12 protein-coding genes are annotated in these 17,136 nt (G+C 59.5%); 5 read left to right on the top strand and 7 right to left on the bottom strand.

Annotated features, from left to right (window positions below; translation table 11 throughout):
- Window positions 1-110 precede the first annotated feature (110 nt).
- Complete coding sequence (gene mscL, locus PMI28_RS05880) at window positions 111-524, bottom strand: large-conductance mechanosensitive channel protein MscL (protein WP_007990498.1); 414 nt, start codon at window positions 522-524, stop codon at window positions 111-113.
- Window positions 525-1,165: 641 nt separating this feature from the next.
- Between mscL and radA the strand changes: the two genes are divergently transcribed.
- On the top strand, window positions 1,166-2,533 hold the full coding sequence (gene radA, locus PMI28_RS05885; RefSeq protein WP_007990496.1) for a DNA repair protein RadA: 1,368 nt from the start codon (window positions 1,166-1,168) through the stop codon (window positions 2,531-2,533).
- Window positions 2,534-2,661: 128 nt separating this feature from the next.
- On the opposite strand, the gene PMI28_RS05890 is transcribed toward radA, so the two are convergent.
- Window positions 2,662-3,030, bottom strand: a complete 369-nt coding sequence (locus tag PMI28_RS05890; protein WP_007990494.1) for a PilZ domain-containing protein — start codon at window positions 3,028-3,030, stop codon at window positions 2,662-2,664.
- Between the two features lie 160 nt (window positions 3,031-3,190).
- On the opposite strand from PMI28_RS05890, the gene PMI28_RS05895 reads away from it, so the two are divergent.
- The 3 genes from PMI28_RS05895 (at window position 3,191) to yjiA (ending at window position 6,604) form a co-directional block, all read left to right on the top strand.
- Window positions 3,191-5,257: a carbon starvation CstA family protein gene (locus PMI28_RS05895; protein WP_007990492.1), complete on the top strand. Its 2,067-nt coding sequence runs from the start codon at window positions 3,191-3,193 to the stop codon at window positions 5,255-5,257.
- A 15-nt stretch (window positions 5,258-5,272) separates the two neighbouring features.
- Window positions 5,273-5,470 (top strand): YbdD/YjiX family protein, encoded by a 198-nt coding sequence (locus tag PMI28_RS05900; protein WP_007895266.1) that lies wholly within the window; start codon window positions 5,273-5,275, stop codon window positions 5,468-5,470.
- 162 nt (window positions 5,471-5,632) lie between these two features.
- Entirely contained in the window at window positions 5,633-6,604 is a 972-nt protein-coding gene (gene yjiA, locus PMI28_RS05905; RefSeq protein ID WP_007990490.1) for a GTPase, read from the top strand.
- 121 nt (window positions 6,605-6,725) lie between these two features.
- Here the strand turns inward: yjiA and PMI28_RS05910 are convergent, their stop codons facing one another.
- The 5 genes from PMI28_RS05910 to PMI28_RS05930 all read right to left on the bottom strand — a co-directional run bounded on the left by PMI28_RS05910 (window position 6,726) and on the right by PMI28_RS05930 (window position 15,144).
- Window positions 6,726-7,436 (bottom strand): GntR family transcriptional regulator, encoded by a 711-nt coding sequence (locus PMI28_RS05910; RefSeq protein ID WP_007990488.1) that lies wholly within the window; start codon window positions 7,434-7,436, stop codon window positions 6,726-6,728.
- A gap of 25 nt (window positions 7,437-7,461) precedes the next feature.
- Window positions 7,462-8,166, bottom strand: a complete 705-nt coding sequence (locus PMI28_RS05915) for a FadR/GntR family transcriptional regulator (protein ID WP_007990487.1) — start codon at window positions 8,164-8,166, stop codon at window positions 7,462-7,464.
- Window positions 8,167-8,232: 66 nt separating this feature from the next.
- Complete coding sequence (locus PMI28_RS05920; RefSeq protein ID WP_007990484.1) at window positions 8,233-9,546, bottom strand: C4-dicarboxylate transporter DctA; 1,314 nt, start codon at window positions 9,544-9,546, stop codon at window positions 8,233-8,235.
- 272 nt (window positions 9,547-9,818) lie between these two features.
- Window positions 9,819-11,072 carry a serine hydroxymethyltransferase gene (gene glyA / locus PMI28_RS05925; RefSeq protein ID WP_007990482.1) on the bottom strand — a complete coding sequence of 418 codons (1,254 nt, stop codon included), beginning with the start codon at window positions 11,070-11,072 and terminating at the stop codon, window positions 9,819-9,821.
- A 223-nt stretch (window positions 11,073-11,295) separates the two neighbouring features.
- Window positions 11,296-15,144, bottom strand: coding sequence for a bifunctional diguanylate cyclase/phosphodiesterase (locus PMI28_RS05930; RefSeq protein ID WP_007990480.1), 3,849 nt, complete (start codon window positions 15,142-15,144; stop codon window positions 11,296-11,298).
- Between the two features lie 283 nt (window positions 15,145-15,427).
- Here PMI28_RS05930 and ettA point away from each other — a divergent pair, with 283 nt between their 5' ends.
- Entirely contained in the window at window positions 15,428-17,092 is a 1,665-nt protein-coding gene (gene ettA / locus PMI28_RS05935) for an energy-dependent translational throttle protein EttA (RefSeq protein WP_007990478.1), read from the top strand.
- The last annotated feature ends 44 nt before the right edge of the window (window positions 17,093-17,136 follow it).

Here is a 17,136-nt window from a genome sequence, read left to right as displayed (position 1 = left end):
GCCGAACGCAGCCTCGCGGGCTCGGCAGCTGCTACAAAGGGTGTCGCGGCTGAATATTGCGTAACTGACTGGCATTAGCCTCAAAAGCGCCGTTTTGTTCGTAATTGCGGTCAAGGCCTGTTGTTTTGGCTCTTTAGCAAGTCGCGGATCTCGCCCAGCAACTCTTCTTCCTTGGTTGGAACCGGCGGCAGGCTAGGGGCCACGGCCTCTTCGCGCTTCAGGCGGTTGATGGCCTTGACGCCCATGAAGATCGCGAAGGCGACGATGACGAAGTCGATGATGGTCTGGATGAATTTGCCATAAGCCAGCACCACCGCCGGAGTGGCGCCCTCCGCTGCCTTGAGCGTTATGGCCAGATCACTGAAGTCCACCCCTCCGATCAGCATCCCGATTGGCGGCATGACCAGATCGCCGACAAACGACGTAACGATCTTGCCGAAAGCCGCACCGATAATGATGCCGACGGCCATGTCGACCACGTTGCCTTTGACCGCGAAGGCCTTGAACTCATTTAGCACGCCCATAGGTTATTTCCTTGTTACAGATGAGGTTGATGAACGCAGTGTAAATCAGCAAATTGAATTTTGCTCAAATCAACTGCCTGCTGTGCTTGCCCACAATCGACCTGGGTGGAGTTGAAAAACTCACCGATTGATCTCATCCATGGGCTGGCCCGGTCTTCTGCGGCTGTTCGCATAAGGTTTTTACAGCGGTATGGTTCACTTGCATGAGTGAACCAAGGTCGAAGTACCATCCCTGAATCGGGATGTTGAAGTTAATCGGGCAGTGGGCGGGCAGGAGCCTGAACTGAAAGTTAATTGCAGTATGGCAATACGAACTGTTTCGTTAATTGAGAGGTTGTGTAGAAAGTTTTATGTCTCTAAGAGTTAATGGCTGCGTTTTGTTTGAATGTTGTCTGGGTTGTGCATTAGATATGTTGATGAATAAGGTTTGTATAGGTTTAAGCCGGGCGGTGAGATATGTCCCCAGGGTTTGTTGGGTGTGTTAAATAAAAAACTTATACAGGTTTTTTGTATGGCAGGCATATGTTGGTAATTCCGAGTTTAATGAAGCTATTTGAAATGTCCAAAGGGGTTGCAAAATATCTGGCCGCACTCCTGCGCCTCGGCTGAGCTATCATCGCGTTTTTTTGCCGGGAGTTCCGATGGCCAAGGCCAAGCGCATGTACGGCTGCACCGAGTGCGGCTCAACCTTCCCCAAATGGGCCGGCCAGTGCGGTGAGTGCGGGGCCTGGAATACGCTCACCGAAACCATGGTGGAAAGTGGCGGGGCCGCAGCCCCCAGCGGGCGTACCGGCTGGGCCGGCCAACAGGCGCAGATCAAGACCCTGGCCGAAGTCAGTGTCGAAGAAATTCCGCGTTTCTCCACCGCTTCCAGTGAGCTGGACCGGGTTCTGGGTGGCGGTCTGGTGGATGGCTCGGTGGTGCTGATAGGGGGCGACCCGGGCATCGGCAAGTCGACCATTCTGTTGCAAACCTTGTGCAACCTCGCCAAGAGCATGCCGGCGCTGTACGTCACCGGTGAGGAATCCCAGCAGCAAGTGGCCATGCGTGCGCGACGCCTGGGGTTGCCTCAGGATCAACTGCGGGTCATGACCGAAACCTGCATCGAAACCATCATTGCCACGGCCCGCCAGGAAAAGCCCAAGGTGATGGTGATCGACTCGATCCAGACGATCTTTACCGAGCAACTGCAATCGGCACCGGGCGGCGTATCCCAGGTGCGCGAAAGCGCGGCACTGCTGGTGCGTTATGCCAAACAGAGCGGTACGGCGATTTTCCTGGTGGGCCACGTCACCAAGGAAGGCGCGCTGGCTGGCCCTCGGGTGCTGGAGCACATGGTCGACACCGTGCTGTATTTCGAAGGCGAGTCCGACGGGCGCCTGCGTCTGCTGCGGGCGGTGAAGAACCGTTTCGGCGCAGTCAATGAACTGGGTGTGTTCGGCATGACTGACAAGGGCCTGAAGGAAGTCTCCAACCCATCGGCGATTTTTCTGACCCGTGCCCAAGAGGAAGTCCCGGGCAGTGTGGTGATGGCGACGTGGGAAGGTACGCGTCCGATGCTGGTAGAGGTTCAGGCGCTGGTGGACGATAGTCACCTGGCCAACCCGCGTCGGGTCACGCTGGGGCTGGACCAGAACCGGCTGGCGATGTTGCTGGCGGTGCTGCACCGTCATGGTGGCATTCCGACCCATGATCAGGACGTATTCCTCAACGTGGTTGGTGGGGTCAAGGTGCTGGAAACGGCGTCCGACCTGGCGTTGATGGCGGCGGTGATGTCCAGTTTGCGCAATCGGCCACTGCCCCACGATCTGCTGGTATTCGGTGAAGTCGGGCTTTCCGGTGAGGTGCGTCCGGTGCCGAGCGGTCAGGAGCGTTTGAAAGAAGCCGCCAAGCACGGCTTCAAGCGGGCCATCGTGCCCAAGGGCAATGCGCCGAAAGAGGCACCGGCGGGGTTGCAGATTGTTGCCGTCACTCGCCTGGAACAGGCACTCGATGCGTTGTTCGAATAGTTTCGGGTTAATACACAACCCTGTGGGAGCGGGCTTGCTCGCGAAAGCGGTGTGTCAGTCAACAGAGATGCTGAATGTAATGGCCTCTTCGCGAGCAAGCCCGCTCCCACAATGATTTTCGCTGATGGTTAGATCTCGATCAGCGCACCCAGTTCGCGCTCCAACTCTTCTGGATCAGCGAGGTTGAGCTCGATCAATCGCCGCAGGCGCTCGATGGATTCCAGGCTGATGTGCAGGCAGACAAAGCCGAGTTGGCCATGGTCGTCGTGGGCCAGTTGCACATCCATGGTGATGTCCACCTCTTCGCTCAAATGAATGTCGACTAGAAAATCCTGCTGCGGATTGCCCATCCACGGATCGGGTCGCTCGATCAGCAACCCCTTGAGCGACAGGTCAATCAACTTCACCGGCCAGGTGGATTCGCCCTGACTCAGCTCGGTTCGGGCATCGAACGCAATACGTTTGAAGCGGCGACGTTCGGCAGGGTGCTCGCTCATGGCGCGATCCTCGGAAATGTACGCTGACTATAGACCCGCATGATCAATGGCTGCCAGCGTGCGCAGGTGTCTAGACCAATGTCGGGGTATGGTCTTTGCCGTCAGGAGAGCTAAACTCGGGGTGGCTGTCTTTCTTGTCCACTCTGGCTGGAATCATAAAATGAAAAATAATAATAGCCCGCTACGCCATCTGCCTTGGCTGGTGCTGGCAATCGTAGGCGCGTGCGCCCTGGGCGTCGTGGCATTGCGCCGAGGCGAGGCAATCAACGCTTTGTGGATTGTGGTCGCTGCCGTGGCCATCTATCTGGTCGCCTACCGCTACTACAGTCTGTTCATCGCTAACAATGTCATGCAACTCGATGCGCGACGGGCCACTCCCGCCGTGCTCAACAATGACGGTCTGGACTATGTGCCGACCAACAAGCACATTCTTTTTGGTCACCACTTTGCGGCCATCGCCGGTGCAGGTCCGCTGGTCGGCCCGGTGCTCGCGGCGCAGATGGGCTATCTGCCCGGCACGCTGTGGCTGATCGCCGGCGTGGTGCTGGCCGGTGCCGTTCAGGACTTCATGGTCCTGTTCATGTCCACCCGCCGCAACGGCCGTTCCCTCGGCGACATGGTCCGCGAGGAAATGGGCCGCATCCCCGGCACCATCGCGTTGTTCGGCTGCTTCCTGATCATGATCATCATCCTCGCGGTGCTGGCGCTGATCGTGGTGAAAGCCCTGGCCGAAAGCCCATGGGGTATTTTCACGGTGATGGCGACCATCCCGATCGCGATGTTCATGGGCATCTACATGCGCTACATCCGCCCGGGCCGCATCGGTGAAATCTCGGTGATCGGCGTGCTGTTGCTGCTCGGTTCGATCTGGCTCGGCGGGCAGATTGCCGCGGATCCGGTGTGGGCCAAGGCGTTCAGCTTCACCGGCGTACAAATCACCTGGATGCTGATCGGCTACGGTTTCGTTGCGGCCGTGTTGCCGGTGTGGCTGATTCTGGCGCCGCGTGACTACCTGTCGACCTTCTTGAAAATCGGCACCATCGTCGCCCTGGCCATCGGCATCCTGATCACCATGCCCGAGCTGAAAATGCCGGCGCTGACCCAGTTCATCGATGGTACCGGTCCGGTGTGGAAGGGCGGTCTGTTCCCGTTCCTATTCATTACCATTGCCTGTGGCGCGGTCTCCGGTTTCCACGCGCTGATCTCTTCCGGCACCACGCCGAAGCTGCTGGATAACGAAACCAACGCCCGCTACATCGGTTACGGCGGCATGCTGATGGAATCGTTCGTGGCGATCATGGCCATGGTCGCCGCCTCGGTGATCGAACCAGGCGTGTACTTCGCCATGAACAGCCCGGCGGCGGTCGTCGGTGGGGATGTGGTGGCGGTAGCGACAGCGGTCAGCAACTGGGGCTTTGCCATCACCCCGGAAGCCCTGCAAGCGGTGGCCCATGACATCGGTGAAACCACCATCCTGGCCCGTGCCGGTGGTGCGCCAACCCTGGCGGTCGGGATCGCACAGATCCTGCACAGTGTTCTGCCGGGTGAAAACACCATGGCGTTCTGGTATCACTTCGCGATCCTGTTCGAAGCGCTGTTCATCCTGACCGCGGTCGACGCTGGTACCCGTGCCGGGCGTTTCATGCTTCAGGATTTGCTCGGTTCGTTCGTGCCGGCCCTGCGCCGCACCGAATCCTGGACCGCCAACCTGATCGCGACCGCCGGTTGCGTGGCCATGTGGGGTTGGTTGCTGTATCAAGGGGTGATCGACCCGCTGGGCGGCATCAATACCTTGTGGCCGCTGTTCGGTATCTCCAACCAGATGCTGGCCGGTATCGCGCTGATGCTCGGCACCGTCGTGCTGATCAAGATGAAGCGCCAACGCTACATCTGGGTCACCCTGCTGCCAGCCGTGTGGCTGCTGATCTGCACCACCACCGCCGGCTTCATCAAGCTGTTCGATGCCAACCCGGCGATCGGCTTCCTGGCCCTGGCCAGAAAATACAGCGATGCGCTGGCCAACGGTCAGATCCTCGCCCCGGCCAAGGACATCACCCAGATGCAGCACGTGATCTTCAACGCCTACACCAACGCAACGCTGACTGCGCTGTTCCTGTTCGTGGTGTTCAGCATCCTGTTCTATGCGCTCAAGGTTGGTATTTCCGCCTGGGGCAGCAAAGAGCGTACGGATAAAGAGTCGCCATTCCAGGCACTGCCGGAAGCGTGATCGAGGATTTGCACCATGTTCAATGACCTGAGTCGCCTCGGTAAATACCTCGGTCAGGCTGCGCGCCTGATGGTCGGCATGCCCGACTACGACAATTACGTCGAGCATATGCAGACCAAACACCCGGACAAACCGGTGATGAGCTATGAGATGTTCTTTCGGGAGCGTCAGGAAGCCCGTTACGGTGGCAAGGGTGGGCCGAAGTGCTGTTGATCCGGTTGTCGGATTAACAGCAATCCCTGTGGGAGCGGGCTTGCTCGCGAAAGCGATGTGTCATTCAACATTCATGTCGACTGACACAACCCCTTCGCGAGCAAGCCCGCTCCCACATTTGTTTTGTGTTGTTTTTTCATCTTGTGAAAAAGGAGATCCAGTTTGTCCTCCCCCATCCCGGTCACGATCCTCAGCGGCTTCCTCGGCGCCGGCAAGACCACCCTGTTGCGCCATCTGCTCAAAGCCGAGCATGGCTTGAAAATCGCCGTGATCGAGAACGAATTCAGCGACGCCGGTATCGATACCCAGTTGTTGGGTGATGAACCGGTGCAAGTGATGACGCTGTCCAATGGCTGCGTCTGCTGCACCATCCATACGGACCTGACCAAGGCACTCTATCTGTTGCTCGAGCGTCTGGACCGGGGCGACATCGCCTTCGACCGCCTGGTGATCGAGTGCACGGGGCTGGCTGACCCGGCACCCGTGGCGCAAACCTTTTTCATCGATGAGGAGTTGCGCGAGCGCTATATCCTCGATGGCATCATTACCTTGGTGGACGCGGCCCACGCCGAACTGCACCTGACCCAGACCATCGCCCAGGCGCAAATCGGTTTTGCCGACCGCTTGCTGGTGAGCAAGCGCGATCTGGTGGACGAGCCGACCTTCACGGCGTTGAGCGAACGCCTGACCCGCATCAACCGTCGCGCCCCGATCCGCGTGGTTGACCACGGCAGGATCGACCTGGCCGAATTGCTCGATGTACGCGGCTTCAACCTCAATGCCGACCTCGGTGGTGGTGTGAGTTTGCGACCGGTCAGCCAGGCACCGTCCATCGACCGTATTTCCAGCCTGGTGCTGCGCACGGACAAGGCACTGGATATCGACAAGCTCAGCGAGTTCATGAACGAACTGCTGGAGGAGCATGGCAAGCAGTTGCTGCGCTATAAGGGCGTGTTGAACATCCTCGGCGAGCCGCGGCGCATGGTGTTCCAGGGCGTTTTGAAGCTCTATGGTTTCGACTGGGACACCGAGTGGGCCGATGATGAAACCCGTGAAAGTGTGATCGTGTTTATTGCTGACGATTTGCCGGAAGAGAAGATTCGTGAGGGGTTTGCACGGGTGGCGGCGGAGTAAGGCTGGTGTTTTTCAATTTCTGAAAGGGCCTCTTCGCGAGCAAGCCCGCTCCCACAGTTGACCGCGATTGTCCTGAATGAGCTCGGTCAACTGTGGGAGCGGGCTTGCTCGCGAAGGTGATCTAACTAGTAACACGATGTTGGACTTGCACAGGTTTCAGGCTTAACAATTTTTCTTCCAGACAATCCAGATGCCGGTTCAGCAAGGCTTGCGCCTTTGCTGCATCTCCACACTCCAGCGCATCCAGCATCTGGGTATGCATCTGCCACGCGCAATAATCCTCTATTTGTCCATCAAACTGCGCAAGTGCTAGCGCGGTCATTGGAACCAGGCTGCCGAGAAAATGCGCCAACGGTGCATTCTCCGCCATGGCTGCCAATCGCAGGTGGAACTCACCGGACAACCGAAGCACTGCGCCACGCTGGCCGAAGTCCAGGCATTGGCGTTGCTGATCAATTATTTCGCGAAGAGGCTTCAAATCCAGAGGTCGCTGACTGGCCAGATGCACCAGCATGATTTCGGTCAACCGCCGGGCATGCAGCGTCTGCCGGATTTGCTCGATATCCGATGCCGCGACCCGAGGGCGGTGATGGGGGCGAAGGACGATGATCTGCTGATGGGCCAGGCGCGTCAGCACGCTACGAATTTCACTTCGGCGGGCACCGAACATCTGCCCCAGACTGTCTTCGGTAAAGCGGCTGCCCGGCAGGAGGCGCCGTTCAAGAATGGCGTCGAAGATCTGTGAATAAAGATCGTCCGCCAACGGCTTCCCGAAGCTTTGTCGAGGGAAGGGCAGGGCAGTGAGTGATTGCGCTGTGGCGAAGCTGTTCATGGCCTGTCTCCAGTTCGAAGAGGAATCAACTGCGAAGGTTGTCGTCCGGGATGTTCAGTTCGATGCCCATGCGCTGGCCTTCGCGCAAAATGTGCCGACGCATCTCGGCGCTGGCCTGGGCGCTGTTCTTGCTGCGGATCGCGCGCACCACGGCTTCGTTTTCTTCAAGGCGTTCAGCCAGGTGCTCCGGGGAGTTGCGCAGCACTTCGGCGCTCTGCTTGAGGGCATTGCTGGTCTGCTGCACCACGCTCTGGAAGATCGGATTCGACGTCAGCGTGAACAGCTCTTCGTGGAACGCGATGTAGGCGTTTACGCCGGCTTCACTATCATTGGCCTCCAGGGCTTCGCGCATGTCCATCAGGGTAAGGCGTAGTTGCCCGACTTCCTTGCTGCTGATGGACTGTGCCACGAGGCCGACGATGAACGGCTCCAGGGTGTAGCGCAGTTGCAGCACGTCTTCCAGGCTCGCTGCGGCCACTGCGCTGTCATGCACCTGGCTGTCGGCGAGATTGGCCTCAAGCACCACCACGCCTTTACCCGGCATTGAGCGCACCAGTCCGAGGGTTTCCAGAACGATGACGGCCTCACGCAGGCTCGGACGGCTGATACCCAGTTGTTCGGCCAGTTCACGTTGCCCCGGCAGCATGTCGCCGGAGCGCCACTGACCTCGGGCCAGCGCGGCCCGAAGTTTTTCTACGACTGAATTTACAACGGTCGACGAGGTAATCACTGTTCGCTCCACGAGCATTAAAAAGTGGTGAAGGTGTGCCGACGAGGCCGCCGGCACACCGTTGATTCAGAATTCCTGCTGATGGGCCGGTGCCACCGGTTTTCGCGGCTGGAAGGTATAACCCGCCTGACCGGAAAGTACTTTGTTCGCCCGCTGCACATCGATGTCCTTTTCCCAACGAGCGATGGCCACGGTGGCGACGCAATTGCCGATCAGGTTGGTCAACGCCCGGCCAATGCCCATGAACCAGTCCACGGCCAGAACCAGGACCAGACCCACGACCGGAATCGCCGGGATCGCTGTCAGGGTGGCCGCCAGGATCACCAGCGCCGAGCCCGGAATACCGTGGGCACCCTTGGAGGTGATCAGCGACACCAGCAGAATCGTCAGCAGGTCGGTCATCGCCAGTGGCGTACCGGTGGCATTGGCGATGAACACGATGGCCAATGTCAGGTAGATCGAGAAACCGTCGAGGTTGAACGAGTAACCGGTGGGAATCACCAGCCCGACTGTCGAACTGCCGATGCCCAGATGCTCAAGTTTGCGCATGATTTGCGGTAGCACAGCGTCGGACGAAGCAGTGCCCATTACGATCAGCAATTCCTCGCGCAGGTACTTGAGCAGCGGCCACATCTTCAAGCCAGAGAGGCGCATCACCAGGCCGAGAATCAGGGCCACGAAGGCCACACAGGTCAGGTAGAACAGGCCGACCAGGCTACCCAGGTGTTGCAGCGAGTCCAGGCCATATTTGCTGGTGGTGAAGGCGATCGCACCGAACACGCCGATCGGCGCCAGGCGCACGATCATGCCCATGATGCGGAAGATCACGTGGCTGAGTTCATTGATCAGCCGCGAAATACCCGATGCCGCCTCGCCCACCAGATTCAGCGCACTGCCGAACAGCACGGAGAACAACAGGACCTGCAGGATGTTGTTATCAGCAAAGGCACCGATCACAGACGTCGGAATCAGGTCCATCAGGAACTGCGTGGTGGTGTGCATGTGCTGGCCACGTTGGGCAATATCGCCCATGTCTGCCGCGGAAAGCTGCTCCAGGTGAATGTTCGCGCCGCTGCCGATGCCGGTGCTGAAGGCGAACACCAGGCCGATCACCAGAGCGATGGTGGTCAGCACTTCGAAGTAGATCACCGATTTGAGGCCGATACGGCCGACCTTCTTCAGGTCGCCGGCACCACTGATGCCGCTGACCACTACGCAAAACACGATCAGGCCAATGAGCATTTTGATCAGCTTGATAAAGCCGTCACCGAGTGGTTTGAGCTGAGCGGAGTATTCGGGAAGGGTCAGCCCGCAGACGATGCCGAGCACCAGTCCGAGAACCACTTGGAGGAAGATTGAACGCGAGCACCATCTGAGCATGGGAGGAATCCTGGTCGGTGTCCTGGCTGCCGTACGCTGCGCGTATCAGCTTCAGGACTTAATTATTGTGGTCTTACCGGTATGTCCAGTGCAGGCGCAGTCTAGGCGCTGTTTTTGGGTGTTCGCAAGCAAAAATTAAGAAATTGGCATGACCGGTCTTACCAGTTGATTGAAATCCCCGGATTAGAGCCTTTTGCCGATTTAAAAAATACGGACGAAAAAAAACCGGCCATCACTGGCCGGTTTTTCATGACTGCGGTCTAGCCGGCTGATTAAGCGCCGTACACCGGCAGCTTCTTGCAGATAGCCTTGACCTTCTCACGAACGGCATCGATCACCGCTTCGTTGTTCAGGTCAGCCAGGATGTCGCAGATCCAGCCGGCCAGTTCCTTGCACTCTGCTTCCTTGAAGCCACGAGTGGTCACAGCCGGAGTGCCGAAGCGCAGGCCGGAGGTGACGAACGGGGAACGTGGGTCGTTTGGCACCGAGTTCTTGTTCACGGTGATGAACGCTTTGCCCAGAGCGGCGTCGGCGTCTTTACCGGAGATTTCCTGCTTGATCAGCGACAGCAGGAACAGGTGGTTTTCAGTACCGCCGGAAACCACGTCGAAACCGCGCTCGATGAACACGCTGGCCATGGCCTGGGCGTTTTTCACCACTTGTTGCTGGTAAGCCTTGAACTCAGGCTGCAGCGCTTCCTTGAAGCAAATCGCCTTGGCTGCGATCACGTGCTCCAGCGGGCCACCCTGGGCGCCCGGGAATACCGCGGAGTTCAGCTTTTTCTCGATGTCGGCGTTGGCGCGAGCCAGGATCAGGCCGCCACGTGGACCGCGCAGGGTCTTGTGAGTGGTGGTGGTCACGACGTCAGCGAATGGAACCGGGTTCGGGTAGACACCAGCGGCGACCAGCCCCGCAACGTGAGCCATATCTACAAAGAGATAGGCACCGACCTTGTCGGCGATTGCACGGAAGCGCGGGAAGTCGAGGATCTGCGAGTAGGCAGAGAAACCGGCCACGATCATTTTGGGCTTGTGCTCTACGGCCAGACGCTCGACTTCGTCGTAGTCGATCAGGCCGTTGCCGTCGATGCCGTACTGGATGGCATTGTACAGCTTGCCGGAGGACGAAACGCTGGCGCCGTGGGTCAGGTGACCACCGTGGGCCAGGCTCATGCCCAGGATGGTGTCGCCAGCAGACAGCAGGGCCAGGTAAACGGCGCTGTTGGCTTGCGAACCGGCGTGCGGCTGAACGTTGGCGTAGTCGGCGCCGAACAGCTCCTTGGCACGGTCGATAGCCAGCTGCTCGACGATGTCTACGTACTCGCAACCACCGTAGTAGCGCTTGCCCGGGTAGCCTTCGGCGTACTTGTTGGTCAGTACCGAGCCTTGAGCTTCCATCACCGCAGGGCTGGTGTAGTTTTCCGAAGCGATCAGCTCAATGTGCTCTTCCTGGCGCTGAGCTTCTTGCTCCATGGCGGCAAAGAGATCGGCGTCGTACTTGGCAATAGTCAAATCACGGCTGAACATGGCGGTCCTCAAGGATCGGGGGCGGAAAAGGGGGGCATTCTAACCCAATGGGTTTTAGATGGCATATGAAACGACATCATGTCGCAGACAAGTGGGCTTCATGACGGGATCAGTGGTGACTGTGCGGGCCTCTTCGCGGGCAAGCCCGCTCCCACATTTGGAATGCGTTCCCCTGTGGGAGCGAGCTTGCTCGCGAAGGGGCCGCCCGCATCACCGCAAGGCTTCAGTCGAACATGAACAGCGCATCATTGCTGAACTGCCCTTCGAACCGGCCCGCCGGCATGGGTCGCCCGAACAGGTAACCCTGGACCTCATCGCAACCATGCTCACGCAGGAAATCGAGCTGCTCGTGGGTTTCCACACCTTCGGCGATCACCGCCAGGTTAAGGCTGTGGGCCATGGCGATGATTGCCCGGGCGATCTGCGCATCCTGCTCGCCCGATGGCAGGCCGTCGACGAAGGTGCGGTCGATTTTCAGCACGTCGATCGGGAACTGCTTGAGGTAGTTGAGCGATGAGTAGCCGGTGCCGAAATCGTCAACCGCAATGCTCAGGCCGAGGTTTTTCAGACCATCGAGGATCTGCATCGCCTCGCTGACTTCGCGCATCAGGATACTTTCGGTCAGTTCCAGTTCCAGGCACGCCGGCGGCAGGCCGGTTTCCTTGAGGATGGTGGCGATCCGGGTGCCGAGCTGGCCGTCGGAGAACTGCCGCGCCGAGATGTTCACCGACACTTTCGGCACCCGCACCCTGGCCTGATGCCAGGCCTTGAGTTGACGGCAGGCCTCGCTGATCACCCAGTCGCCGACATCCACCACCAACCCGAGTTCTTCGAGTACCGGTATGAAATCCCCCGGCGGCACCAGCCCGCGACGTGGGTGACGCCAGCGCAACAGCGCCTCGGCACCGGTCAGGCGCTTGCCGTCGCCGCTGAACTGCGGCTGGTAATACAGCACGAACTCGTTCTGTTCCAGGGCATGGCGCAAGTCGCTTTCCAGTTCCAGTCGCTCCAGGGCGCTGGCGTTCATGTCTGCCTGATAGAACTGGAAGTTGTTCTTGCCGCGCTCCTTGGCGTGGTACATCGCGGTGTCGGCGTTCTTCATCAACTGGCTGAGCTCGTTGCCGTCCTGCGGGCTCAGGGCGATGCCGATGCTGGCCGTGACAAAGAACTCACGGCCTTCGAGCACGAACGGTGTCACCAGGCTGGCAAGAATCTGCTCGGCCACATGAATCGCCCGGTTCAAGGCGATTTCACGGTTGGCCCGCGGTTGCAGGAGCAAGGTGAATTCGTCGCCACCCATGCGCGCCACCGTGTCGTCATCGTCAACGCAACCCAGCAGGCGCGTGGCCATTTCCTTGAGCATGCGGTCGCCGGCGGCATGACCCAGGGAGTCGTTGATCGGTTTGAAGCGGTCGAGGTCGAGGAACATCAGTACTACCCACGACTTCTGCCGTTCGGCCGATTGCAGTGCCGTGTGCAGGCGATCCTGGAACAGCGATCGATTGGGCAGGTGCGTCAGGGCGTCGTAGTAGGCGAGGCGGTGAATCCGCTGCTCGCTGGCCTTGCGCTCGCTGATGTCGCTGAAGAAACACACATAACTGGCCAGGTCGCCTTCGTCGTCGAGCACGGCGGTGATCCCGACCCAGGCCGGGTAATGCTCGCCATTACGGCGTTTGAGCCAGACTTCACCTTCCCAGGTGCTGTGCTGGCTCAATTGCTTGAGCACATACCGCAGGTGGGCTTCCTGCTGATCGTCGACGGTCAGCATGTTCGGCAACTGGTCGAGCACCTGCTCCACGCCATAACCGCTGACACGACTGAAGGCTTCGTTGGCCTGGACGATGTAGCCGGCCGGGTCGGTGATCAGGATCGCCGAGGTCGAGTGTTCGAATACCGTGGCGGCCATGCGCAAGTCTTTCTCGGCCCGGCGTTGCTGGCTGATGTCGCGGCCGACGCCCAGCACGCCTTCGAAAGCACCGTGCTCGTCCCAGACTAATACCAGGCGCAGTTCTATCGGGATCTTGCGCCCGTCGGCCCTCAGGCAATCGAACAGAAACAGTTGGGTTTGCACCTGGCTGCGCAACAGCGCCAGTTGGTCCGGTTGATCCAGCGCTTTGCTGACCCGGTCCATCAGGTGGTAGATGCCGGTCAGTTGTTGCGGGTTGGCGATGGTCGATTGCCAGCCGTTCTGGAAAATCCACTCGGCGTCGTAACCCAGCACGGCTTGTACCGAAGGGCTGACGTAATTGAGGTTCAGGCGGCTGTCGGTGGAGAAGATCACGTCGCTGATGCTTTCGGCGAGCATGCGGTAGCGCTGCTCGCTGTCGCGCAGGGATTCGCTGGCTTCGATCTGGTCGGTGATGTCCTTGGCCACGCCGATGATCCGCGTGACCTGGTCCTCGTTGTCCCGCGCCAGTGCCTGCTCGCGAATCTCGAAGCGTCGCCACTGGCCGTCCCGGTGGCGGAAGCGCAACTGGCACTGCATCAAGTGGCGATAACCGGCCTGGCGCTGGACCTGGCGGGAGCGGTGGTAATAGTCGGCGTCTTCGGGGTGCAGGAGGATTTCCCAGAAGTATTCGCCCATCTGTTGCAGTTCGGTGCGGTTGTAACCCAGCGTCTGGCCCAGATGGTGGTTGCTGTAGATCATGCGCTGGCTGATCACATCCTGCACATACAGGTGATCCGGTACAGTGCGCACTACGTCCGACCAAAACCCTTCGCGCTCCTGCAGTGACAGTTCGATGAGCTTGCGGCTGGTGATATCGGTGATGCTCAGGATCACTGCTTTATAGTCGTCCAGGGTTTGCGGCAGACGCAGCACCAGCCACAGGTGCTGGTCGCGACCGCTGGCGTCCTGGATTTTGATTTCCAGCTCAAGCTGTTGCTGCTGGTTGAGCACCGCGTCGAGCACCTGGTTGCCGATGGCGGTGCCGTCCTGCGGATGGCCGTCGATCAGCAATTTCCAGGCTTTGTCGGCGCTATCGACATTCAGCAGTTGCAGCGCGACCTGGTTGACCTCGGTGATCCGCAGTTCCTGCAGCAGTTGCCGGCGTTGTTGCGCAATCGCCAGCCACGCGTGCAGTTGTTCGCTGCCCTGCCATTGTGCCCTGTCGAAAAAAGTCTTGAGCCCGGATATGTCGAGGACGCAAAGGGCCACGCCGGTGCCTTCGAAAATGTCCTGGTAACGTCGGCGGCCTTCATTCAACTGGCGCAGACCCCGGCGCGTGTTTAGCAAGGCGACGAACGGCAGCATGGAAAACGCCAGGCCCAGCAGGCATTTGCCGATGAACGCCGGTAACAGTTCTTCCAGCACTCGCTGGCGGTCGAACAGCCCGCGCAGCTGCCAATCGCTGTTGCTCAACGGAACGGTCAGCACGCTGTTGGCAATATCGTCGGTGGTCAGTGTCCCCCGATTGACGGAGGGCAGCGCTTCGTCGCGGCTGACGATCTGGTGATTGATGCGGTTTTCCACCAGCCACAACGGGCGACCGCCGGCATCGCTTTGCTTGGTCAAGGACGAAAAGAAGGTGGGCGTCAGGCGCAAGGCCCAGTAGCCGCGGGAACTGCCGCTGGCCTGATGTAACAGTAAATGCACGACAGAACCGTCGGTGGCATTGCTGAAGTAGTGCGCCTGGGCGTGGCTACGGCGTATCAGTTCACCCAGGTAGTCGCTGTCAGCGCTGTCGGGGGCGCTGTCACGGATGACTTTTCCCGAGGGGCTGAGCAAAGCCAGGCTGCGCAAATCAGGCAGCGACTGTTGCAGTTTGCGTAGCAGCGCCTGCAGTTCATCGGCGTCTTGCGGTTGTTCGACGATCGGCAACAGGTTGAGGGCGATCTGCGCGTTGAGCGCCATGTTCAGACTGACTTGCGCGGCCAGATCGGCGGTGTAGTCGATGGTGTACTGACGCTGGTTCTTTTGGGTTTCGCGCAACTGATCGAGCAACTGCCAGAACAGCAGTGCCAGCAGCAATAATACGAGTGTCGCCAAGGCGCCCTTCAAGGTTCCGCGCAGGGGGGAGCCGGGCGCTGTGGCCGGCGCGCTGGAAATCAGGGGCGGAGGGACATTGGACAAGCTGTAATCCTGCGGTTTGGCTGGACTGGCGCGACGTGCACTATAAGCCGGACGCCCGAAGGGCGGCTAGCATGCCTTGAGTTGTGGCTAAGTGCCAGTCCCTGCCCGTCGGCTGGACTGCCATCGGTCATTAAGGTAGCTTTGCCGGTTACGCGGGAGCGTTCCAGCTCCTAGGCTTTTTCAGCGCGCCTGTATTGAAAACTCTCAATCGGACGACGCGCACAGCCTGGCCAGGCATCGCCTGTACCCTATTCATTCATCAGTCACTGACCCTAGGTTCTCCATGGCTCAATACGTATTCACCATGCATCGGCTGGGCAAAGTTGTTCCGCCGAAGCGGGAAATCCTGAAAAACATTTCTCTGTCGTTCTTCCCCGGCGCCAAGATCGGCGTGCTCGGCCTCAACGGTTCGGGTAAGTCCACGCTGCTGAAAATCATGGCGGGCGTCGACACCGAGTTCGAAGGCGAAGCCCGCCCGATGCCGGAACTGAACATTGGTTACCTGCCGCAGGAACCACTACTGGATCCGGCCAAGACCGTGCGTGAAGTGGTCGAGGAAGCGGTCAGCGTGATCAAGGACGCCCAGGCACGCCTGGACGAGGTCTACGCGGCCTATGCCGATCCGGATGCCGACTTCGACAAGCTGGCCGCCGAACAGGCCAAGCTCGAAGCGATCCTGCAAGCCAGCGACGGCCACAACCTGGAGCGTCAGCTGGAAGTCGCCGCCGATGCGCTGCGTCTGCCGGCCTGGGATGCCAAGGTCGAACACCTGTCCGGTGGTGAAAAGCGTCGTGTGGCCCTGTGCCGTCTGCTGCTGTCCGCACCGGACATGCTGCTGCTCGACGAACCGACCAACCACCTGGACGCCGACTCCGTTGCATGGCTCGAGCACTTCCTGCACGACTTCCCGGGTACCGTGGTTGCGATCACGCACGACCGTTACTTCCTGGACAACGTTGCCGGCTGGATTCTGGAACTCGACCGCGGCGCGGGCATTCCTTACGAGGGCAACTATTCGGGTTGGCTGGAAGCCAAGTCCGATCGTCTGGCTGCCGAATCCAAGCAGCAGTCGGCCCACGAAAAAGCCATGAAGGAAGAGCTGGAGTGGGTGCGCAAAGGCGCCAAGGCCCGCCAGTCGAAATCCAAGGCTCGTCTGCAACGCTTCGAAGAAATGCAATCGCAGGAATTCCAGAAGCGCAGCGAGACCAACGAGATCTACATCCCGGCCGGTCCACGCCTGGGCGACAAGGTCATCGAATTCAAGAACGTCACCAAGGGCTACGGCGACCGCGTGCTGATCGACAACCTGTCGTTCTCCATGCCTAAAGGCGCCATCGTCGGCGTGATCGGCGGTAACGGTGCCGGTAAGTCGACCCTGTTCCGCATGCTGATGGGCAAGGAAACTCCGGATTCGGGCAGCATCGAAGTCGGCGAAACCGTGCAACTGGCTTGCGTGGATCAGAGCCGCGAAGACCTCGACGGCAGCAAGACCGTGTTCCAGCAGATTTCCGACGGTTCCGACCAGATCCGCATCGGCAACTACGAGATCCCGTCGCGCACCTACGTCGGTCGCTTCAACTTCAAGGGCGGCGATCAGCAGAAGTTCGTCAAGGACCTGTCCGGCGGTGAGCGCGGCCGCTTGCACCTGGCCCTGACCTTGAAAGAGGGCGGCAACGTCCTGCTGCTCGACGAACCGTCCAACGACCTCGACGTTGAAACCCTGCGTTCCCTGGAAGAAGCCCTGCTGGACTTCCCGGGCGCCGCCATTGTGATCTCCCACGACCGGTGGTTCCTTGACCGCGTCGCGACTCACATCCTGGCGTACGAAGACGACTCGCAAGCGGTGTTCTTCGAAGGCAACTACACCGAGTACGAAGCCGACCGTAGAAAGCGCCTCGGCGATGCGGCTGCCCAGCCACACCGGGTACGGCACAAAAAACTGGCCTGATTTCGGGTTGGTTGCAAAGAGCGGGGCCTTCGGGCTCCGTTTTT

It is taken from the genome of Pseudomonas sp. GM48, assembly GCF_000282335.1.
In the GTDB taxonomy this organism is placed as follows: domain Bacteria; phylum Pseudomonadota; class Gammaproteobacteria; order Pseudomonadales; family Pseudomonadaceae; genus Aquipseudomonas.
Note: the sequence above shows the minus strand (reverse complement) of the source record. Positions and strands in the feature narration are given on the sequence as shown.